Genomic DNA, 21,172 nt, shown 5'->3' on the forward strand with positions numbered 1-21,172 from the left:
CAGAATGACAAATTACCACACATAAAAATAAAAATTCCCGGAAATTAATTTCCGGGAATTTTTTATGCTTTTACAAAAAGTAATTTTGCTTATTGCTTATTGCTTATTGCTTATTGCTTATTGCTTATTGCTTATTGCTTATACTGTCGTCAATCTCAGCGTATTTGTTTTTCCACCTTCATATGATGGAGTTGCATTGATATTGATTACAAAGTCTCCGGTTTCAATATAACCGTAGTTGTGTGTCAGCATATTTACCTGAATGATTGTTTCATCCGTAGATTTCTTCATATCATAATAATAGGCGTGAACACCCCAAAGAAGGTTCAGCATAGTAATAACTCTTCTGTTACCGCTATAGACGATGATATGTGAGTTTGGTCTGTGTGCTGCAAGCTGGAAAGCTGTGTATCCAGAGTGAGTAAGCGTTACAATAGCAGAAACGTTTGTTGTTTTAGCGATTCTTACCGCTGCAAGACAAACCCTGTTTGTAATGAATCTCTCATCAATACAGTTATAATCTTTTTCGATAGGCTCATTTTTGTGTTGATAGAAATGAGTGGTTTCGATATTTTTTACAATTTTAGCCATGTTTTCTACCACCTGTACCGGATATCTACCTACAGAAGTTTCTCCCGAAAGCATGACAGCATCAGCTCCATCCAATACAGAGTTCGCTACGTCATTTACTTCCGCTCTTGTTGGCGTTAAGCTGTTGATCATCGTTTCCATCATTTGGGTGGCGATGATTACCGGCTTAGAATAGAATCTTGCTTTTTCTACCAGATTTTTCTGGATTGCCGGAACTTCTTCCATTGGAACTTCTACTCCAAGGTCTCCACGGGCAACCATTAATCCGTCACATTCAACAAGGATTTCTTCAATATTTTTTACCCCTTCAGGTTTTTCAATCTTCGCAATAATAGGAGTCTTGAATTTACCATTCGGATGTGCTTTGATAAGCTCCTTCAAGTCAATAATATCCTGAGCATGACGAACAAACGATAAGGCAATCCAGTCAACTTCCATGTCAAGCATGAAGTTAGCATCCTGAATATCCTTTTCTGTCAAAGCTGGAAGAGAAACATTTGTATTAGGTAGATTAACACCTTTTTTAGAGCTTAACGGACCTCCTTGAATAGTTTTTGCTTTTACAGTATCCTTTTCATTGGTTTCGATAACCTCCAACATCAGTTTCCCATCATCAATAAGGATTCTTTCCCCTACTTTTACATCCTGTGGAAACTGTTGATAAGTCATGTATACCTTAGTGGAATCTCCCTCCATTTTTTCGTTAGTGAAGGTAAGAATATCGCCAGGATTCAGATAAGATCCTTCTTTTACAACTCCTACTCTCAGCTTAGGTCCCTGAAGGTCTCCCAGGATTCCCACTGAATAACCATACTCGCTGTTTAGCTCTCTAATTATTTCAATATTTTTTCGAACTAAGTCGTAATCTGCATGGGAAAAATTTATTCTGAAAATATCAACACCCGCTCTCATTAAATCTAACATTACCTCCTTCGATGATGAAGCAGGTCCTAGTGTTGCGATAATTTTTGTCTTCTTTAAATACTTATTCATAATACTGGATAATTTGATAAAGTTCTTCATCAGAACTCAGTGTATAATCTTGAATTGGAAACACAAGATTTTCAGGGAGCAAAATTACGGAAAAATCAGGAAACTGTTCCGAACTATGTAGAATATATTCCACATCTACCTGATTATTTAATAAAAATTTAATGTTTTCTTCTTCTGTAAAGAGTTCTGTCTGAACTTTTTTTTGCTTACTTTCAGAAGATTTATTGGAAATAAAGGTAAAACAGGTCTTAGAAAACTTGTGGTAGGCCTCAAATCTTGGAAAAAAATAATCATAATACCCTCCATGAAAGACAAGATCTTTTTTTCTTGAAAAACTGAGGTTGTTGGCATGATTTATTTTGTAAAAAAACTCATGAGCAGGTATATCTTTTGCTAATCTTACCAATCCTATGGCAATATCTTCAAATTCTATATCATCAAGATCATAAAGTTTTTGAATTTCCAAGTATATTTTCTTTTTTATTTAAAATATAAAATGCCCTTTGTGCTGCCTTTTCCTCTGCTTTTTTCTTGGAAGTTTCCGCTGCATTAGCAATTTTTCCTTCACCCAGCCAAACGTGACATCGGAATACCACAGATTTATTAGCTTGTATTTCTTCGCAGGTTTCGTACTTTATGTTGACCTTCTTCTTTTGGCTCCATTCTAGAAGGAGACCTTTGTAGCTTACAATCTTGTTTTCAAGCTTGTTGATTTCAGAAGGGGTCAGCAATTTTTCCAAAATAATCCTTTTACAGGTATCATAATGGAAGTCTAAATAAACGGCACCAATTAGAGCTTCGAATAAATTTCCGGAGATATTCTCGCCCAAAGCAGAAGAACTGTTTTGCTTTTGCAAAAGGTTGGTAAGCTTTAGGTCTTCGCCTAATTTATTGAGGTTTTTCCTATTAACAATCTTAGATTTCATCTGTGTCAGATAGCCCTCGTTAGCTTGGGGATAGGTCTGGAACAAATGACAAGAAATAATTGTACCCAAAACAGAATCTCCCAAAAATTCAAGTCTTTCGTAGTTGCTGTCTTGATTTTTAGAAGAATTTTTTAAAGAAAAAGCTTCGCGGTAAAGAGCTATATTCTGTACCTCTGTACCTAAAACTTTTTTAAGCTCGGTACTGAGAAAATACTCTCTCTCCGTTAATTGTCTTTTTCTTTTTTTGAGAAGGAATTTAGAAAAGTATTTCTGTAACTCCATTCATTGAATTTAGATTTTCTTAAATAGAACGCAAGCGTTATGCCCGCCAAATCCAAAAGTATTGCTCATGGCTACTTTTACATCTTTCTTCACAGCTGTGTTAAACGTAAAGTTTAGTCTGCTGTCAATATTTTCATCATCAGTAAAATGGTTGATGGTAGGAGGAACAGTACCATGAATAATAGTTCCCAATGCAGCGATAGCTTCAATAACACCTGCAGCACCAAGAAGGTGGCCTGTCATTGATTTTGTAGAATTAATCTGAATGTCATAAGCGTGCTCGCCTAATAATCTTGAGATTGCATTGGATTCTGCGATGTCTCCTAATGGAGTAGAAGTACCATGCATATTGATATGATCTACTTCATCAGCAGTTAAACCTGCATCTTCCAGGCAACTCTTCATTACCAGATAAGCACCAAGGCCTTCAGGGTGAGGAGCGGTCATGTGATGTGCATCAGCACTTAAACCTCCTCCTAATAATTCTGCATAAATTGTAGCACCACGTTTTACAGCGTGCTCATATTCCTCAAGAATAATACATCCTGCACCTTCTCCTAATACAAATCCATCTCTGTCTTTGTCGAAAGGTCTTGAAGCTGTTTTAGGATCATCATTTCTTGTAGAAAGTGCCATCATTGCATTAAATCCACCGACACCACTTGCTGTAACGGCTGCTTCAGAGCCTCCACACACAATCACGTCTGCTTTTCCTAACTGGATCAGCATTTTGGAATCAATTATAGCGTTTGCTGAAGATGCACATGCAGATACAGTTGTGTAGTTTGGTCCATGGAAACCGTACTCAATAGAGATATGTCCTGGAGTGATATCCGCAATCATTTTTGGAATAAAGAAAGGGTTGAATCTCGGAATTTCCGTATTGGCCCACCCTAACACTTCAGTTTCAAAAGTCTCTAAACCTCCGATTCCGGAACCCCAAATTACTCCAACTCTGTTTTTGTCTACATTGTCTTCAATAATTCTGGAATGTGCTACTGCTTCTTTTGCAGCAACAAGTCCCAGTTGGGTATTTCGGTCCATTTTTTTAGACTCTTTCTTATCGAAATGCTGTAATGGATCGAAACCTTTGACTTCGCAAGCGAACTTTGTTTTAAAGTTTGTGGCATCAAAAAGAGTAATCGGAGCGGCACCGCTCTCACCTTTCACAAGATTTTCCCAGTATTCTTTTGCATTATTTCCTATTGGCGTTATTGCTCCAAATCCTGTTACAACTACTCTTTTTAATTCCATAAACTTTGTTTAATTTCTTTTTTGTTGAAGAATATTATTTATTTACTACTTCTTCGATGTAAGCGATAGCGTGTCCTACAGTAGTAATTTTTTCAGCTTGGTCATCAGGGATCTGAATGTTAAATTCTTTTTCAAATTCCATGATTAACTCAACTGTATCTAGTGAATCAGCTCCTAAATCGTTAGTGAAGCTAGCTTCAGGAGTTACTTCTGTTTCTTCAACGTCAAGCTTATCAGCGATGATAGCTTTTACTCTTGATGCAATGTCTGACATAGTAAATTATTTTTTTAATTGTTAGATGGTGCAAATATATAAAATTCTTTACGATAAAACATTTTTTTAGCCTTTTTTGTGGACTAGAAGCTTTCATTTTAAATTGTCTCGCTTTAGTCTTTTAGTTTTCAGGAGGTTATATTTGGTGCTTGTGTGTAAATATGAAAGTAATCCTGAAGATCTAAAAAAAACTTAATATATATGACTCTTAGATCTCCATTGTGTATTCCATTTTGTGAATTTAAATTTTGTGAAATCAACTTGTTCTTTTTTTCTCTACTAATATATCTTTCTTTAATTTAGGAGTAAAAGAAAATTGATTTTGAAATCTAAGGTCTTGAGGAATTTAGAATATTCTTTTCTTTCAAGTATACTATCTATATTGTATAGGTCTATATTTGGTTTGAAAAATGATAAGTAAATCTAAAATTAGAAAGAAGAAGGGATGATAATGATATAAAGGCGTTTGAAAATAAAAACCGCTCAGATGAACTAAGCGGTTTTTTGTGGAGTTGGAGGATATCAAATTATCTCGTATTATGAACATGTTATGTTTAAATTTAAACGTTGCTACCACTGTTGCTACCACGAATAGAATTTATAAGGATTTAAGTAATGATGAGTATTTCCCTCTTATATAATTTTCTAACTGTGTGAATTTAACAATAAAATCTTTTATTATGTGTTCAATACTTTCCGGTTCAATTTTTCTTTCTAAAATTAAGGTGCTATTATCATTAAAAGTGATATAATTTGAACTCGTAAAATCAGAAACATCCAATAAAAAATAATTTTGTCCCGATAAATCTCCGTTTTCATCAATTCCAATTGCCAGAATCTTGTCAAATTTTCGGTGATTTTCGGTGATTACAAAACATAAATTATTTGTATTGTTTATCTGGCTTTTAACACCGTAAATAATTGGAAGTTCTCCAAATATTTTTAAGGAATCCATATCGTCTACTCCCATGTTAACAAGCCAATTTATAATATCATTCTTGGTGATATTTTTATTCTTCTGATACAATTTATCCCTTTCCGCCAATTATGAGGTAAATTCCAATACAACCTTTCTTGAGCAATTTCAAAATCGTCACTTTTAATTAGTGCCTCAAATGCATTGGGCTTTACAATCCATAAAGATCGAGGATTTTTATGAATGCGTTGTTTTAATCTACCCCAAGTCTTGTTATAAATTCTCGTTCCAATGTAAATTTCGTTCGTAAGTATTCTTATCACTTTTGCACGATTCCATTTCTCTCCATTGGCTGTACATAAAGTGTTTGCAGTAATCAAGTCAACTATTTGAAAAATTGATTTTTTTTCATGGACATACATTTGAAATATTAGTTTAACAGTATCTGATGAACTATCACAAGAAGGGACAAAGATTACTCTTTCATTTGCTATTTGCTTATATTCTCCTTTTCTTAAAATTCGAACAGGGCTCTTATTTACATCTAATAACTGTCTTGTCATTCCATAAGGCGGAGCTCCTCCGGACGAATATCCTTGTTGCGAGATTTTAACACAGCCATGAAAAACTTTTTCACTCAATTGTCTACTGTACTCGGCAGCCATATACCTTTGAATGGATGTTTCAAGACTTGAAATTAATTGATTGGTAGGTTCAGTGAAACCCCGAGATACATAAATTACTTCTTTTCCGTGTTTTGTACAAAGATATTCATAGTATCCTGATTGATCGGGATCTTGAAATCTTCCCCATCGAGATACATCATAAACTAATACATAATTAAAATTCGGTGCTTTTGGGTTTTCGATCCACTCACTAAATAAACGTTCAAAACCGGGTCTATTTGCTAATAATCCACTCTTACCTTCATCAAGTTCTTCGTGAATTATATCTATTTTAAATTTGTTCGCAAAGTCATATACATGTCCTTGCTGAATTTTGATTGAGTTTTCTTGCTTATCTTCCGCAGAATGTCTGTAATATGCAATTGCAGTCTTTCGTTTCTGAAGAGATCTATCGAAAATCATACATAAATTTCCATAAGTTTATATAAATCTTCAAAAAGACACTTTTCTTTATCTGTCAGTTTTATATTCAAATTCTTTTTTATACTTAACTCTTTGATCAAATTTTTTATTTGGACAGAAACACCGGATAATTGTGTTCTTTCTAATAACTCTTCAACAGCCATATTTGCCTCTGTTAAAAACAGGTGAATTTCCTCTTCATGAAGCGATGCAGTTGAAAAAATTTTTGTTAAAGAGATGAAATCAGTTCTTCTATACATTAGTCCATCGTTTACTTTTTTAAAAATAATTTTGACGATATCATCAATTTCATAACCTTTTATTTTTCTTAGTTTTGGGAGTAATTGCATAAACACTACCATCTGATACTCTTTCATATCATGCGATGCCATTAACTCAATATATTCCATTCTCATATCTCGTAATTCAGTATAATGGAATAAGTTTTTTTGAGTAATTCCAATTAATGTAGCTATTTCCTTTTTACTAATATTTTTGTACTCTTGATTTATTTTGTGTATTGCATTTGCCTTCTCTATAGGTCTCCAATTCCTTCTATTATTCTGCATTTCATATCGACGGGCTTCCAATTCACCAGCATCCATTTTAGGATAAATTCTACAAGGAACGGTATCAAGTTTAAGTTCTTTTGCACATGAAAAACGTCTGTGTCCATCTATTATTAAATATCTATCGGTTTCAATTTCAGAAACTTTGATAGGATCTTCAATTCCGTATGTGGAAATTGATTTTAGCAATCTACTATGGTCTGCGGATGTGATACCAAAATTTTTTCTGGGCTGAGTGTGATCAGCTTGAATATAAATCAGGAGGAGATCTGCATATTTACTAGGATAGGGTTTGAAAGATTCCAAAAAATTTTTATTATCAGACATAGAGAAAATCTAAGACGTTAAATTAATTATTACATTGTAAGTATTTGATAATGTGAAATTAAAAATTTATTCTTTTATAATTAGTAAATAGAAATTAAGTTTAATTAATATTAAAAATGTCATCTATAAATCTTGTTAGAGAATTCCGTATTTATACCTACTTCTTAGTAATTTCTTATTATTAATTTTATAAGATTATAAATTTTGAGTATGAAAAACTGTATATAATTCGTTAAATCTTAAGTTATTATGGAAAACCGTAATGTAAATAATCATTTCAATATTATTTTTGAGCAATAAATTATTTTTTCTGAATTGTAAAAAATTATATATTTAAATTATATAATATATTCTATGGAAACAAAAAGTTTATCATCAAAATTAGATCAATTGTCAGATGAACAAGTTCTAAAAGAGTTTGTTAAAAGATTTAAATGTGATGGTGCAATTCTTATTTATTTAGAAAATAATTGCGAGAGTGGTCTTGCTCGTTGGACAAATAAAAATGGAAAGAATTGGGTTAATAATCTGATGCCATTAATAAAAGAAATTCATACATAATATTAACTAAAAAACTAAAAACCATGAAAGGAGGTGGTGGCGGAAGCCAAAATTACAGCAGACAATTAGCAGGTGCACAAGGAGCAGGTTCTACAGGTGGCGATGATGAATGTTTAAATATATTATTTGACGTATATCTTAAAAAGATTCAAAGTCACATATTTAAACTGAATGTAGGAGATATTTTACAGATCGATTTAGATCAGGAAATGCAATTAGTGAATGTTTTATCAAAGGGTATCCTATGTGGAATAGTTGATTCTCCACAGGTACTACAATTGCGAAATTGTATAAAAAAAGGCTACAGATATAAAGCTACAATTATTGAGTTAGATGGAAATGAGGAGAAATGTAAAGTAAGGATACAATATTTACAAACTATACTATGATTGATATCGTTGGTGGAACATATTACGAAATATGTCATGATCCAAAGTACGAAGATCTTTTTGGATCCGGTTTAAGGGGCGCTATTGCATTAAGTGACAAAGGATTTGAAATTAATTATCATTCATCAGTTGGTGCCGATTTTAAAGAACTTTTTGATTATAAGGTTTTAGCTTACAAAATTAATCAATATTTACAGGTACATGAAAAATCAATTATATTCGATTATTATCATCCGTTAGCAAAACCAATACCTTATAATTTACCTGCCAAAAATTTCATCATACCAAAAGTAGAAGCAAAGCATATTCTTTATTATGGAATGATTGAGTCGGATTGTTCTGTAGACGGAGAGTATGTAGTCTATGATCCTCAAAATCACATAGGATTTAGAAAAACTAATTCAAAAGCACAGCATCTAGCTTTGATACTAAATAAAAGCGAGGCTATGATATTAAGTAATAATATTAGTAATGATATAAATGAAGTTGGAAAATTTTTATTAGAAAATGAAGAAGCAGAAGTTGTTGTTATTAAAAATGGGTCAAATGGTGCTACAGTTTTTTTTGAAGATAAATCGAACGTTATTCCCGTTTTTGAAACAGAATCGGTGTGGCCAATAGGTAGTGGAGATATATTTTCTGCGGTTTTTGCTTGGAAGTGGATGATTGAAAAACTTTCTCCTGATGATGCGGCCATGTTCGCTTCTAAATATACAGCAGACTATTGTAATTCTAAAAATATACCACTTACAACACATCCAAGGGAGTTCAAAGCTATAGTCCCGGAAAAGAGAAAAAAAATCTATTTGGCCGGGCCATTTTTTACAATTTCAGAAAGATTTCTAATTAATGAGATTTATTCAATATTAAATGGGTTTGATGTTGATATTTTCTCGCCATTTCATAACGCAGGTGTACCAGCTTTTAAAGAAGATTTTCAAAAAATAGCAAAAAAAGATATTGACAATTTAAACAACTGTGATGCAGTTTTAGCAGTTATTTCAGGAAATGATGCGGGAACACTTTTTGAGGTTGGCTATGCAAAAGCATTAGGTAAAAAAGTCATTTTGTTTTGTGAAAATTATAAAGAAAATGACTTATTCATGTTTGAAGGAACTGATTGTGAAATCACATATGACTTATCAACGGCAATATATAAAGTCTCATGGTAAAAAAAGCTTTTATTGTGGTCGGGTTAGGATATGGAGATGAAGGAAAAGGAATTGCAACGGATTTTCTTGCAACCAAATATCCAAATTCTATAATAATTAGATTTAACGGTGGTCACCAAGCAGGTCATTGTGTTGTTGATAGTAAGACGGGTAAAAGTCATGTGTTTTCAAATTTAGGATCTGGAACATTTAGAGGTTTACCAACATATTGGTCAGAGAAATGTACTTTTGCACCTACCTATTTTCTTGAAGAAATTAATGAAATAAATACTGATTTTAAATTTTACGTTAATTGTAATTCTCCAATTACAACTCATTATGACGTATTATTTAATCGTACTTCGGAGCTAACCCAAAGAGATGATAAGAGAAAAGGAAGTTGCGGTGTAGGATTCGGCACAACCGTAGAAAGAAATAAAGTTATATCATTTACAATTTCAGATTTATTTAAAAATGAAGAATTTCTAATTTCAAAACTTCAAGAAATTCATAATTACTATAAGAGACTTGTTAATATTGAAACATCATTTGATTTTGATCAATTTGATCACCATGTTGAAGATCTTTTTTTTCTTGAACAGATATTATTTTTAAAAAAATTATTAAAAAAAGGTAATATACATATTGTTAATTGTGATAGTGAAATATTTGAAAAGTGGGATACATTTATTTTTGAGGGATCACAAGGTATTTTAATAGATCAAAATTTTGGAACAAAACCACATATTACTAAAAGTAATACTACTTCGCAAAATGCGATTGCTATGATTCAAAAATCTAAGCTAAATATTGATGTGGAAATTTTTTATGTAACCCGGGTATATCAAACAAGACATGGAAACGGTTCTTTTAAAGAAAATAATCCAGATTTTCATTTGATAAATAATTTAGAAGAAACTAATGTTGATAATCTTTACCAAGGAAAAATGAGATCTAATTTCCTTGACATTAATGATTTAATTTATGCACTCAACTGTGACAAACAATATTCAAAAGAACTTAATAAAAATCTATTGATTACTTGTATTGACCATATGATTTCTGACAATATTAAAATTTATATTGATGGCGGATTAGAAGTAGCACATTATAGGAATATTTCTAATTTTCTTGGTATAGATTTTAAAAATGTATTTTACAGTAAAAGTAAATTTTCGGAAAACATTTTTCAGTAGATATTGTGACTCTTAGCAAACCATATCCTCAGGAACACGAAATTGGACTGCCAAGGAATAAATTTGGATAAAAAATAGAACCTGAAAATTATTTCAGGTTTTATTTTTTTTATTTAATATTCTAGGAATGGAAATCTTACAGGGTTTCAGAACGATAGACTTTAATACATATAAAAATATGGAATACAAAAATTCCCATTAGCACAAAACAGATGATTCTACCGGAATCTAATATAGATGTCATTGAGAAAACTTCGTGTTTAATTTCTTTGTGGTTTAAATTTAAATAGTCAATAAGTTTACTACCGTATTCAACATAATTGTCAATAATTCCAAAACATAGGATTATACCTAAAATACTTACTAAGATTCCTATAATTGATAGTATTTTCATAAGTTCGTTTTTAATTTTAATATCCTCTGTTATTTTTAAATTCTTTTTCACATTTTAAGGAGCAAAATTCTTTCTTTTCGGTAATACATTGAAACTTGATACCTTTCTTATAGTCTTTTATGTAATTATAAATTTCAGGTGTATTCCATCCACTTTCCATGATTGTCATTCTTAGACCCGCCACTTCGCCCATAGCCAAATAGGTAGGTTTAAGTAATTTTTCTTGAGAAAAAATATTTCCGCACCATTTACATTTTCCGTTTTCATGTCCACAAACCTCAAACGAGGTAACTTCACTCAGGTCTTTTATGTTGTTAAGATCATTTACTAACTGTTCAAACGTTCGAAGATATTCCGGATCTTTCTCCAATCGTAAAAGTTCTTCTTGAGTTGGAATATTTGATGTCTCATTATTGGGAGTGGAATTGGTTGAAAAATTATTTTCGAAATCATTACTTTTTTCAACTTCATTTTCTACAAATAAATCTTTATCATTATGCACGTTTCCAAAATTAGAGAACCGAAAATTTTGCATACCTTTTCGATCTTCATTATCATAGATTGTAAGAATAAAAAAAGATATGATTAGATAAAAAAATATATTTGAAAATATCGTAACCTTATTCTCATCATCTTCAGATTTTCCAATAGAAAAAAGTAAAAGTGATAAAATCTTTAAGACAACTATTATACTTATAAAAGGCAATAGAAAAGATGTTTTATAAAGGATATCAAAATCGAAATCTTTTAAATAATTTATGTAACTCATGGTTTAGTTATTTCTCAATTATTTCTTATAATAATTCAATCTCTTATCTTTTGTCCCGTCACCATTTTGATCATAATAATCATAATCTTGAAGAATTAACTCTTTTGAGTCAACATGCTTAATATAATAACGTTCACCATCTATATCTAAAATATTAGTAGTGGTCGTATATGAATATGGATATGTTTCTATACTCCCTATTTGTTGACATTGTTGAGTGGAAGAATTTAAAACATAATTTGTCAATAAGTATTTACTGTTTTTTGTAAACTCATGTATTGCTTCTATTTCACATTTAGCATGATCGTAAGAACTTAGGGGAGTGTCGGTTTTACCGTTGAGAATTACCGTTTTGTAGCGGTGCCATTTACCGACAAATTGTTGTGATTGATTTTTGTTTTCTTCTGTGGTCTCAGAATCATTGTTTGAACATGAACCTAATAAGATTACAGTTAATAGAGATAAATAAACTTTTTTCATAATTAAAGTTTTATTTCCTTTCAGTCCTGAAAAAGAGTTGTTAATTAAATAAAGAAAGCATGAGGACTACTAGCAAATTCTATCAAGAGGGTTCTGGTAAACCGTGGAGTAGAAATGTAGCGACCCCATGCCATATAGATATGACATGGAAGTTGCTAACATATTCCCTCCTATAAAATTTACCAGATTTTCTTGAGGAATGTCGTTAGACAAGCATTCTATGTGTTCGAAATGTCTTTTTTAAGGATTAAATAATCCTATCAACAGCAAATATAATTAGTCTATCATTAAGGTGAAAATTTATTTATATAAATATTGTAACAGAATCTACAAAACTTAAAATTAAGTAGGTTAAAGTGTACTTTATGTTAAGTTATTAAGACTTTATATGTACTTTTCTGTACCTTTAAGGTACATTTTTGCCGTAAATCATAAAAGATTAAAATTTAAATTGGAAAATCAAAATCTTTATCTGGCAACGTGTAACAGTGGTTATTGAATTGTATTACAAAAAACAATATTATTTTGCACCGAAAAATACCGTCCCATTTAACAAGCAATTGCTAGTTTTTTTTCAAAAAATTATAATACATCAATGACGGGTAGCGTCTTATAATTTTTGCACGTTAAATCATCTCCAATTTTGTAGCTATTTTCTTTACTTTCATAACAGTACTAGTTGAAACACTAAGTATTTTAGAAATTTCACGAACAGTTCTTTTTTTTCGAAGATACTCCAATATTTTTTTGTTATTGGGTTTATTAATGAACACTAAATCCCCTTCATTAGTACCAACGGGTCTACCAAGAACACCTCCGTTCTGAACGTATACCATACGTCCTACTGAAGTACGTTCAAGAATATTTTCGAGTTCCATTTCATAAAGAGAAGACATAATTGATGATATCATTTTCCAAACGGGATTTTTCTTTCCATTGGTACGAGAGTGAAGACCAATGTTTCTCACTACTACATTAATTTCCTTTTCCTCCAACCATTCAAGAGTTTGAATAACATCACCGGTATTTCTTCCTAAACGAGAAAATTCTTCTACTACGATTTCGGATATCCCTACTCCTTCTTGGATCATTTTTATTAGTTCTTTAGATTTGGGGCGATCTTTAAAACTTACGGATCCTGAAATTTTGTCCAATAGTACTATATCGTATTTTTCAGTATCTGCCTCAAATCTGTTTCCTGTTTGAATTAATGTAGAAACTCTATTATATTTAACCCTCATAACGTTGTATTTTAAATGTCAGATTAAATTTACGGCGAAAGTGCCTCTCAGCCTACGCTTTTAGCACTATTTAGCACTTGAGATCGTGTCGATTTATATTGAAATTTATCTAAACGCAGGATCAGAGCAAAATAAAATTCCTCTAGCCTGAAGTTTCAGATCGCACTACAGTAAGAATAATTTTGTGCAAACAAAATACTTCGATAAAAAAAAGAAAGGTGCTTACCAACACCTTTCAAATATTTATAATCTATCATAATCCCCATTGCCCCCCCTACCTTAAATCCTCCCTCCGTCCCGTCTCCCTTTAACTTTCATTAAAATATAGGGGATGATATCGTGAAAAAATATTTTTGCCAATTTTTATTCCGAGTTTGGAACTCTCTTATATTTAATCAAAAAAACTTTGATATAAACACAGACTCCAAAATAAAAAATAAAAATTTTTCCATTTTTTGTTCCAGAATTTGGAAACCTATTTATCAGGCCGGATCAAATTCTGTGGTAATGTACAATGGAAAAATAGAATAGACAGATACAGTACAGTCCTCTCGCAATGTTCTTGCTCTGCCAACTGCCTGAACTAAATTTGATTCGATGATATAAAATTGTATATCCCTCAAATTTTCATTTTCAAAACAGTAAAAGGTAAATTCAAATCCCCGGTGTCTCACAGTTCTGTTGTTCATCATTCCATCTTTGATTTCAAATTCAATTCCCATCATTCTTGCCATAAGAAAATACTGAATAATACTACCATGAGGTGTACCAACTACCGCTATATCCTTACCTTTCAGCAAATCCGAACCGGAGCAGTTAAAGAAGTGCATATCCTGACAGGATGAATCAAAAGAGTGTTTAAATTTTTTAAAAGTGATAACCGGTAATCCTGTTACTTTTTCAGAAATCTCTTCTTTAAATTTCTCAAGTGATATTCGTGAACATGATCTTTCCGTATGTTGCACAACCTTTCCTATCTGTTCAACATTTCTGTGGTCGAAAACCTTAAAATTTCTGTTGGGATAGAGTCTTTTATATATTTCAACCGGAACCGTTGCAGACATGATAATAACCTTTTTATCGGATGGTAAATCTTTTCTTGAAATGTAATTAATTTTTCCATTCTTCCTGTTAATGAAGAAATATTTACTCATAAAGAACTCAAAAATATTGGAATCAAATCCCGAGAATGACTTACAGTCTGTGATCAGGTCTTCAACATCAAACATTACAGGCGTTTCATAAATTCCGTTCTCGAGCCCTTTTAGATACTCAGCAAAACTTCTAACCAAGGGATTAAGAAATTCCATATAAGCAATATCCTTGATTGAAGTCTCTTTAATTTCCATTAGACTATCCAAAGGATCTTCATCAAAGATTACCGTATTATGAGGTAAATCCTGTGAATTGAGAAATCTTTTATGAGTAGTGATTACGGATTGGTTTTCATCATAACAGTCTTCTAATTGAGAAAGATATTCCATTGCTGTTGTAATATCGTCTAAATTATCAGTATATTTTTCAATTGATCTGATAATATGTGCAGCCTTCTGTGGTAATCCTATTTTATAATATAACTGAACCAAAGAATGAACCGATTGATCTTCGAAAATAATAGAATCCGGTGATTTTGTTTTTGGAATTACCATTCGGTTGTGAACCTCATTCTTCAAATCATTAGTTGGCAGTGCAATGATTGATCTTTCGACATTTGTCAACATCTGGGTTTTTCCTATACCAGTTGGAACAGAAAATAAATATACCGTATCAAGATCCGGTGACGATAGTGCATCTCTAAATTGTTTTTCAAACTCTTTTTCAACATCTTTTATACTCAACTTTTCCTCTTTTTCAATAACCTTAATCTTTTCTTTCTTTTTAAAAAAAGTCGGAATATCTTCAATGAGATTATCCTCTGGGAAAGGAGAAAATTTGTTTACCGGCATTGGAAAGTAGTTCATTTTTCGCACATACTCAATCATCTGATAATTGTTTTCAGTATATTCTGTCTTACCTTCATTATTATACTTCAGCATCACTTCTTTCATTCTGAGAAGACCACCACTGATGTATTTCATGTTAAGTGCAAGACCGAATAACTGCTCATGTGTTAACCAAAACCCATTTCTGAATTCATCCATGATTTTTATTTTGCCGAAATCATTGTCCCAATCTATTCTCACTTCCCCCGCTATTGAAGTAGATTTTATAGAAAAAAAATCGTTATTACTATTTATATCTAATAGTGATTCCGAAAATTCTGAAGAAAAATCACTGGATTCAACATAATTATCTAAACTAATTTTTTGGATACTGGCCATGAGTTTCTCTAAGTTGATTGGAATTATACTGGTGATAACAGCATTCTTGCCACCAAGGAACCTTCTTGATAGATCCTTACATTTTTTATCTAGATCCAGTATCAGATTCAGTGAATCCATAATAAGTTTGTATTTCTTTTTATTGGTTATGGGTTCATCCAGAAAAATAACTACTCTGAATTTCGGATGTTCCGGTCTATCTGAAAATGTAGGATAATACAGGTTAGGTTTAATATTGTAATTATCCAGTATATCATATACTTCTTCCAAGGTTTGTTTACCGGAATCGAAATCAAGACCTATAATAGCCTGTTCCCTCCAGTTTTTGTTATTAACTTCTCCTTCAAATATTCCACCGGACCAGCATTGGGACAGTGGTGGCGATACTAATTCAGAAAATTTTTTGATCGTTGATTCTGTAGATTTTATCGAGTTGGTGATGTGACCAAACTTTCTTTTTGGCGGTTTAGAAGTCCAGGCCAAAGGACTTATTGAATATTTATAATTTTCAACTTCCATCTTTTTACTTATTTGGAAAGTTTATGATTTCGGATAGCCGTCCTCAGTAAAAATATAACCGCAAAAAAATGAAAAACCAAAAAAAAGAATAAACTTTAGCAGTTTTTAGCACTTTATTGGACTTGCATAAGTTTAATATTCTGGCTATTTTTCAAAAAAAAGTAAATGACTATTTACCTATTCACATTAGACGACCACCTTAGAGAAGATATCTCTGTAATTGTTGATATGTTCAACAAAAGTAAGGGTTCATTAAAATTCAAAATTTTATCGTACAAGTCATCAACAGATTACTATGATTTATATAAAAAAAGTAAATCTCTTACACTTGAATCTATCTCAGAAATTTGTAATAAATTAAAAGGGGAAAATAATGTTTATGAAGATTACGGTGTTTTAATTACATCAAAAAACATCGAAAAACCCAAGGCAATTACATTAGAAGGAAAAGAGTCATGGTATAGTGCATTTGTTTTTAAAAATATCGCAATCAACTCTAACGATTGGGAAGAGATTACAGAAGATAGATCATATCTTGCAATTGCTCACCAAATTATCGAAAATATATTCCAATCTTTATCACAGCTAAATTTAGGATCAACTGAATTGATGGAAGAAATACATTTCAATTCTAAGGGATGCATAAACGACTACGGTAGAAATAGATCTGAAATTTACGCTAAAATAATGTCCGGTTATATATGTAAAAATTGTCAGGAAAGATTTATTGAAAGAGGAAATGACGAATCAACCCTTAATCAAATCAAAAGTACCCTAACAATAATTAGAAATCGAATAACAGACAACTATGATTTAAGTTTAAATTTCACGGAAACAATTTCGGTTGATAAATATGGTCAAATTAGTATCGGAAAAAACAAGATTAATTTTGGTAATGCTAAAACATTATCTCACATCTACCTGTTTTATCTAATCAACCATAATTTAAAGATTGGACATAATGATTTTTTGGAAAAAAAAGAGATTCAAGATAAATTTACCGCCCTTTTTAGAGTAACCGGAGAATATAAAAATAAATTTCACATGATAGGATATGTAGATAGCATGAGTACATATCATACAAGGATAAAAAAGTACATTCAGAATTCTTTAGCAATCGAAAGTTTGTACGAAAAATTTCTTTATAAAAGTAAGAAAAGTAAGGAGCATGGTCACCATTATTGGCTTGAGTTAGAGGACTCACAGGTTGAACTCGACCCTTCATTACAGCAATATAAAATAAAAGTGTAGCGCGACAGTTTTTCAAAAAAAAAATCGGTTAGTCGGATCTTTGAAGTATTAAAATTAACAAATAAATTAATACTTATGAACAGCACAGTTTTAAAATCCGATGCAATTTTACCATTGTCAAACAAAGTTACAAGACTTGAATTATCTCAACTTGAAATTCCAAAAGAATGGGATCAATTTTTCAACAGAAAAGAAAAAAGAGAATTTATCAAAAACCTTAAAAGACAGATTGAAAAGTCAAGGTATTGCAGCCCGATCACCGTTTTAAAGTTTGAAGATAAATATATTATCGTTGATGGTGTTTTACGATTTTTGGCATTGCAAGATTTAAATTTAAACGAAGTTGATTGTATCATACTTGAAAAATTCCCGGAATCAAGTGACGAATTGAAAGATTGGATTATTGAACACAATATTAAATCCGTTCCAACGGTTGATGACCTAATCCGGTTACTAAGGCATTATTTAAGAAATACTGATGTGGAAGAGGGTATAGTAAATTGTAATCGTAAATATGGATTTATAACTGAAACTCTGGGTCGAGGATGGGGTAGAAACAATGTAATTACAGTAAAGAAAACTTTAACCTTAGATGAAAAAAATCCTAAAAATTGTTTACAACTTTCAAAAAGATTATGTGGTAAGGAAATATCTTTTGATAGAGCTAATAAAGCAATTAAGATATTAGAAAATAAAACCCTAAATTATACTCTTAAAGATGAGAAAAAAGCTAAAATAATTTCAGGATTTTTGAGTAAAAATTACGATCAAAGAAAAGCAGAGTCTTTGATTCGTCAGTACAAAACAAAAATAAACAAAGGAACAACGAATGTTACTTTTAATCACAAGTATTCTTCAGATCGATATTTAATTCTTCCGGGGAACAGTTTAGATACTCAGTTTCCAGAAGGAACATTGATTAATGGTATCTTTACATCCATCCCTTACTTTAATATTATTAACTATGCGGAAAACGGAATTGTGCCTGAACAATTAGATTTAGGATATGAGCTTGAGATTGGCAGAGAGAAGAAGCGTGAAGATTTCGTAAAAAATATAGTTGATGTAATGAAAATTGGTGCGGAAAATATGACCGAAGATGGAGTTATCATTATTAATCTTGATGATACCTACAAAGATTCAGTTTGTGTTGGAGTCGTAGCTTTATTAATCTTAGAGATGCAAAACGCAGGATTTTTGTTCATTGATCAAATGATTTGGGAAAAATCAAATCCAAAACCTCAAAGTAACCGAACTTCCAGGTTTACCAATTCTTATGAATCCATTCTCATTTTTGCGAAATCACCGGAATATTATTACGAACAATTAAGAATATTTGATCCTACAAAATCAGCAACCGTAAAAAGAGGATGTTCTGAGCAAGGCAAAAAAGGAGTGAATACTAAGAAATCCTATCACATTTCTAACCCCTATAAAACAATGAGGAATTTCCTTTGTGATAACGATATCGAACAAATTTTAAAGTTAAACATATCAAAAGAAAGATCACAAAATGAAGGTTTACAAAATGGGTTTTTCGGATCGTTTCCATCTTTATTCCCCCTACCATTCATACTGTCATTCTTTCCTGAGGATGGGGTTATCTGGGATTGTTTTGGGGGAACCGGAACTACAGGTAGGCTGGCACTCATGTTAAATCGAAAAGTTATCATCAGTGAACTTTACGATAAAAATATCGCTAAAATATGCGAAACCCTTGAAAGAGGTACTTCTGAGTACGATAAAAATGAATATTTATCTTTAAAAAATGACTTTTTATCTGAAGATAATGACATTCGAAATGTTGCTTAAATTAATTATTAATCTCATACCTATCCGGTAAATTATTCCACATATTTTCTTGTAAATTCAAATTCATTATTGAGATGAATAGGATTTTTAGTGCCATATTTTACCGGATTTTAAATCTAATAAAATTATGAACCAAATATTTTTACAAAACTTCACTAAAGAGGAACTAATTGAAGACATTAAAAACACTATTTTTTCTGAAATCAAAATCATTATTGGAAAGACCACTCATAAAAATGATGATAGACTTTTAACGAGAAAAGAAGTTTGCGAACAATTTAAAATTCACATATCAACTTTAAATAGATGGATAAAATCTGAAATCTTAAAACCTCACTATATCGGAAATAGAGTTTATTTTAAAGAATCGGAATTACCTATTACAAAAAAGAACCTCATTTGAGGTTCTTTTTTTTAGATCTTAATTAATTCTAGATTATCAGACAGTTTTAATCTGATTTTTTTCGCCTTCTCTAACATTGTATTTTGGTCATAATGTTCTACCATGGAAGTGGTTTTATGACCTGTATTAACCATAACACCTTCGTCACCTAACACCGATCTAAAGTTGGTAATATAAGACCTTCTACAAATATGAGATGTTATCAGTTCCCACTTTTCGTAATGGTCAAATACTTTTCTTTTATCAATCATTTTTCCACCAAAAATTAAATCTTTAATTCCTGCTAATTGACAGACAAGTTTTATGTATTCATTAAATCTTTGATCAGATATCTGTCTAGGGAACTCACCCAATCTTTTGTTTAAAATCGTTTTTACCGGATCCAAAAGTATTGCAGTAACAGGATCATTTGTCTTCTTTTGTACCAAGGAGATATAATGATGATCAATTATATCAGTTTTTTTCAATCTTAGTAAATCTGAAACCCTCAATCCCATATAACACCCTATAACCAACCAATCTCTAGCATTATCAAGGTAATCTAATTCCAAATCAAGAACTTTGATTTTATGAATTTCCTCTAAACTTAATATAGGATCTTTATAATTTTTTGGTTCTATATAGAATGTCCAATTGGGAACTTCATCACTTGTTTTATATTTTTTCGATTTAGCAAACTTGATAAACGTTTTAATGATCTTCAGTTCTTTTACTATCGTCATCGGTGCATACCGGTTTTTTGTACACCAGTCTGTAAAAGTATTTCTAAAATTATCATCAATATGTGAAACTGTAAGTTTTGAGTTAATCTTAAATAATTTATTCTTGATTACTCTGAATTTTTTAATGGAAGCAGATGTTAACTCTTTGTGTTTTCCTAAAGCGAAAACGCTTCTTTCCGTTATATACTCCTCAATTAGCTGGGACATATATAAAGTTGAGTTCACAACTTTTTTCTCAGATTTCTTTTTATTTTTACCGTACGTCGAATCTAAAAAATTCTTAATCTGTGATTTCGTCACATTGTAGTTGTTCATGAGAAGAAAACTGTTCAGACTATTTTTTAACTCATTCAGTTTAATATTAAACTCATCGATATTTTTATTCAATATTTTTTGGGATTCATCTTTTGGACTTTTCTTTTTGAAAGATTGATTATACATTCCATTTTTGCTGTCCCACCTCTCTGCATCGATTGAAAAAGGACTCCCCCAAAAGAAATCAAAATCTCTACTTGGTTTATATCTCACATAGATTGTTGCCTCTCCTATCTTCTTTCTTAATAATAATGTTATACCCATAATATGCTGATTTAGGCTAAGATACAGCGTAAAATTCGCATTGCCTAGCAATACATATTGAAAAGTGGAGTTTTTTCAAGAAAAAAACAATCACAAAATAATAACTGTTCGTATATTTGAAATTATGTCCTGTACTAATGATAAATTCACCATTTCTAGTATTA

20 protein-coding genes are annotated in these 21,172 nt (G+C 31.4%); 7 read left to right on the forward strand and 13 right to left on the reverse strand.

The window, feature by feature from the left end; all coding sequences use genetic code 11:
- Positions 1-138 precede the first annotated feature (138 nt).
- From pyk to ACLMCG_RS19715, 8 genes are all read right to left on the reverse strand, one after another.
- Positions 139-1,584 (reverse strand): pyruvate kinase, encoded by a 1,446-nt coding sequence (pyk, locus tag ACLMCG_RS19680; protein WP_223599705.1) that lies wholly within the window; start codon positions 1,582-1,584, stop codon positions 139-141.
- Entirely contained in the window at positions 1,577-2,050 is a 474-nt protein-coding gene (locus ACLMCG_RS19685; protein ID WP_413960800.1) for an IPExxxVDY family protein, read from the reverse strand. The genes pyk and ACLMCG_RS19685 overlap by 8 nt, the downstream gene beginning before the upstream one ends.
- Entirely contained in the window at positions 2,028-2,792 is a 765-nt protein-coding gene (rnc, locus tag ACLMCG_RS19690) for a ribonuclease III (protein WP_223599707.1), read from the reverse strand. Before rnc ends, ACLMCG_RS19685 begins: the two co-directional genes overlap by 23 nt.
- A gap of 9 nt (positions 2,793-2,801) precedes the next feature.
- Entirely contained in the window at positions 2,802-4,046 is a 1,245-nt protein-coding gene (fabF, locus tag ACLMCG_RS19695) for a beta-ketoacyl-ACP synthase II (protein WP_047425151.1), read from the reverse strand.
- A 34-nt stretch (positions 4,047-4,080) separates the two neighbouring features.
- Positions 4,081-4,320: an acyl carrier protein gene (locus tag ACLMCG_RS19700; RefSeq protein ID WP_002976354.1), complete on the reverse strand. Its 240-nt coding sequence runs from the start codon at positions 4,318-4,320 to the stop codon at positions 4,081-4,083.
- Between the two features lie 598 nt (positions 4,321-4,918).
- Positions 4,919-5,290, reverse strand: a complete 372-nt coding sequence (locus ACLMCG_RS19705; RefSeq protein ID WP_413960799.1) for a hypothetical protein — start codon at positions 5,288-5,290, stop codon at positions 4,919-4,921.
- A gap of 14 nt (positions 5,291-5,304) precedes the next feature.
- Entirely contained in the window at positions 5,305-6,324 is a 1,020-nt protein-coding gene (locus tag ACLMCG_RS19710) for a recombinase family protein (RefSeq protein ID WP_413960798.1), read from the reverse strand.
- Positions 6,321-7,220 carry a ParB/RepB/Spo0J family partition protein gene (locus ACLMCG_RS19715; RefSeq protein ID WP_413960797.1) on the reverse strand — a complete coding sequence of 300 codons (900 nt, stop codon included), beginning with the start codon at positions 7,218-7,220 and terminating at the stop codon, positions 6,321-6,323. The genes ACLMCG_RS19710 and ACLMCG_RS19715 overlap by 4 nt, the downstream gene beginning before the upstream one ends.
- A gap of 354 nt (positions 7,221-7,574) precedes the next feature.
- Here ACLMCG_RS19715 and ACLMCG_RS19720 point away from each other — a divergent pair, with 354 nt between their 5' ends.
- Genes ACLMCG_RS19720 through ACLMCG_RS19735 form a run of 4 tightly spaced genes read left to right on the forward strand, consistent with a single transcriptional unit; the run spans position 7,575 to position 10,517 of the window.
- Positions 7,575-7,781 (forward strand): hypothetical protein, encoded by a 207-nt coding sequence (locus ACLMCG_RS19720; protein ID WP_332385701.1) that lies wholly within the window; start codon positions 7,575-7,577, stop codon positions 7,779-7,781.
- A 23-nt stretch (positions 7,782-7,804) separates the two neighbouring features.
- Positions 7,805-8,170 (forward strand): hypothetical protein, encoded by a 366-nt coding sequence (locus ACLMCG_RS19725; RefSeq protein ID WP_413960796.1) that lies wholly within the window; start codon positions 7,805-7,807, stop codon positions 8,168-8,170.
- Positions 8,167-9,342, forward strand: coding sequence for a PfkB family carbohydrate kinase (locus tag ACLMCG_RS19730; RefSeq protein ID WP_413960795.1), 1,176 nt, complete (start codon positions 8,167-8,169; stop codon positions 9,340-9,342). The genes ACLMCG_RS19725 and ACLMCG_RS19730 overlap by 4 nt, the downstream gene beginning before the upstream one ends.
- Positions 9,336-10,517 carry an adenylosuccinate synthetase gene (locus ACLMCG_RS19735; protein WP_413960794.1) on the forward strand — a complete coding sequence of 394 codons (1,182 nt, stop codon included), beginning with the start codon at positions 9,336-9,338 and terminating at the stop codon, positions 10,515-10,517. Before ACLMCG_RS19730 ends, ACLMCG_RS19735 begins: the two co-directional genes overlap by 7 nt.
- A 410-nt stretch (positions 10,518-10,927) precedes the next feature.
- On the opposite strand, the gene ACLMCG_RS19740 is transcribed toward ACLMCG_RS19735, so the two are convergent.
- The 4 genes from ACLMCG_RS19740 to ACLMCG_RS19755 all read right to left on the reverse strand — a co-directional run bounded on the left by ACLMCG_RS19740 (position 10,928) and on the right by ACLMCG_RS19755 (position 16,241).
- Complete coding sequence (locus ACLMCG_RS19740) at positions 10,928-11,680, reverse strand: hypothetical protein (RefSeq protein WP_413960793.1); 753 nt, start codon at positions 11,678-11,680, stop codon at positions 10,928-10,930.
- A gap of 18 nt (positions 11,681-11,698) precedes the next feature.
- Positions 11,699-12,160: a hypothetical protein gene (locus ACLMCG_RS19745; RefSeq protein ID WP_413960792.1), complete on the reverse strand. Its 462-nt coding sequence runs from the start codon at positions 12,158-12,160 to the stop codon at positions 11,699-11,701.
- A 626-nt stretch (positions 12,161-12,786) separates the two neighbouring features.
- Complete coding sequence (locus ACLMCG_RS19750; protein ID WP_413960791.1) at positions 12,787-13,401, reverse strand: recombinase family protein; 615 nt, start codon at positions 13,399-13,401, stop codon at positions 12,787-12,789.
- A 482-nt stretch (positions 13,402-13,883) separates the two neighbouring features.
- A complete protein-coding gene (locus tag ACLMCG_RS19755) occupies positions 13,884-16,241 on the reverse strand; it encodes a hypothetical protein (protein ID WP_413960790.1) in 2,358 nt (785 codons plus the stop codon).
- Between the two features lie 165 nt (positions 16,242-16,406).
- Between ACLMCG_RS19755 and ACLMCG_RS19760 the strand changes: the two genes are divergently transcribed.
- From ACLMCG_RS19760 to ACLMCG_RS19770, 3 genes are all read left to right on the forward strand, one after another.
- Positions 16,407-17,492 carry a hypothetical protein gene (locus ACLMCG_RS19760; protein WP_413960789.1) on the forward strand — a complete coding sequence of 362 codons (1,086 nt, stop codon included), beginning with the start codon at positions 16,407-16,409 and terminating at the stop codon, positions 17,490-17,492.
- Between the two features lie 75 nt (positions 17,493-17,567).
- Positions 17,568-19,304, forward strand: coding sequence for a DNA methyltransferase (locus ACLMCG_RS19765; protein ID WP_413960788.1), 1,737 nt, complete (start codon positions 17,568-17,570; stop codon positions 19,302-19,304).
- A 127-nt stretch (positions 19,305-19,431) separates the two neighbouring features.
- Entirely contained in the window at positions 19,432-19,707 is a 276-nt protein-coding gene (locus ACLMCG_RS19770) for a helix-turn-helix transcriptional regulator (RefSeq protein WP_394674037.1), read from the forward strand.
- Between the two features lie 11 nt (positions 19,708-19,718).
- On the opposite strand, the gene ACLMCG_RS19775 is transcribed toward ACLMCG_RS19770, so the two are convergent.
- Positions 19,719-21,008 (reverse strand): tyrosine-type recombinase/integrase, encoded by a 1,290-nt coding sequence (locus tag ACLMCG_RS19775; RefSeq protein WP_413960787.1) that lies wholly within the window; start codon positions 21,006-21,008, stop codon positions 19,719-19,721.
- Between the last annotated feature and the right edge of the window lie 164 nt (positions 21,009-21,172).

Source organism: Chryseobacterium sp. S90, from assembly GCF_047444895.1.
GTDB lineage: Bacteria > Bacteroidota > Bacteroidia > Flavobacteriales > Weeksellaceae > Chryseobacterium.

Bases quoted from the DNA above. Each gene is read 5' to 3' on its own strand.
- ACLMCG_RS19715 (WP_413960797.1), bottom strand. From the start codon at position 7,220: ATGTCTGATAATAAAAATTTTTTGGAATCTTTCAAACCCTATCCTAGT.
- ACLMCG_RS19705 (WP_413960799.1), bottom strand. From the start codon at position 5,290: ATGGGAGTAGACGATATGGATTCCTTAAAAATATTTGGAGAACTTCCA.
- ACLMCG_RS19745 (WP_413960792.1), bottom strand. From the start codon at position 12,160: ATGAAAAAAGTTTATTTATCTCTATTAACTGTAATCTTATTAGGTTCA.
- ACLMCG_RS19735 (WP_413960794.1), top strand. From the start codon at position 9,336: ATGGTAAAAAAAGCTTTTATTGTGGTCGGGTTAGGATATGGAGATGAA.
- ACLMCG_RS19740 (WP_413960793.1), bottom strand. From the start codon at position 11,680: ATGAGTTACATAAATTATTTAAAAGATTTCGATTTTGATATCCTTTAT.
- ACLMCG_RS19760 (WP_413960789.1), top strand. From the start codon at position 16,407: ATGACTATTTACCTATTCACATTAGACGACCACCTTAGAGAAGATATC.
- ACLMCG_RS19770 (WP_394674037.1), top strand. From the start codon at position 19,432: ATGAACCAAATATTTTTACAAAACTTCACTAAAGAGGAACTAATTGAA.
- fabF (WP_047425151.1), bottom strand. From the start codon at position 4,046: ATGGAATTAAAAAGAGTAGTTGTAACAGGATTTGGAGCAATAACGCCA.
- pyk (WP_223599705.1), bottom strand. From the start codon at position 1,584: ATGAATAAGTATTTAAAGAAGACAAAAATTATCGCAACACTAGGACCT.
- ACLMCG_RS19710 (WP_413960798.1), bottom strand. From the start codon at position 6,324: ATGATTTTCGATAGATCTCTTCAGAAACGAAAGACTGCAATTGCATAT.
- rnc (WP_223599707.1), bottom strand. From the start codon at position 2,792: ATGGAGTTACAGAAATACTTTTCTAAATTCCTTCTCAAAAAAAGAAAA.
- ACLMCG_RS19730 (WP_413960795.1), top strand. From the start codon at position 8,167: ATGATTGATATCGTTGGTGGAACATATTACGAAATATGTCATGATCCA.
- ACLMCG_RS19750 (WP_413960791.1), bottom strand. From the start codon at position 13,401: ATGAGGGTTAAATATAATAGAGTTTCTACATTAATTCAAACAGGAAAC.
- ACLMCG_RS19720 (WP_332385701.1), top strand. From the start codon at position 7,575: ATGGAAACAAAAAGTTTATCATCAAAATTAGATCAATTGTCAGATGAA.
- ACLMCG_RS19725 (WP_413960796.1), top strand. From the start codon at position 7,805: ATGAAAGGAGGTGGTGGCGGAAGCCAAAATTACAGCAGACAATTAGCA.
- ACLMCG_RS19755 (WP_413960790.1), bottom strand. From the start codon at position 16,241: ATGGAAGTTGAAAATTATAAATATTCAATAAGTCCTTTGGCCTGGACT.
- ACLMCG_RS19700 (WP_002976354.1), bottom strand. From the start codon at position 4,320: ATGTCAGACATTGCATCAAGAGTAAAAGCTATCATCGCTGATAAGCTT.
- ACLMCG_RS19765 (WP_413960788.1), top strand. From the start codon at position 17,568: ATGAACAGCACAGTTTTAAAATCCGATGCAATTTTACCATTGTCAAAC.
- ACLMCG_RS19775 (WP_413960787.1), bottom strand. From the start codon at position 21,008: ATGGGTATAACATTATTATTAAGAAAGAAGATAGGAGAGGCAACAATC.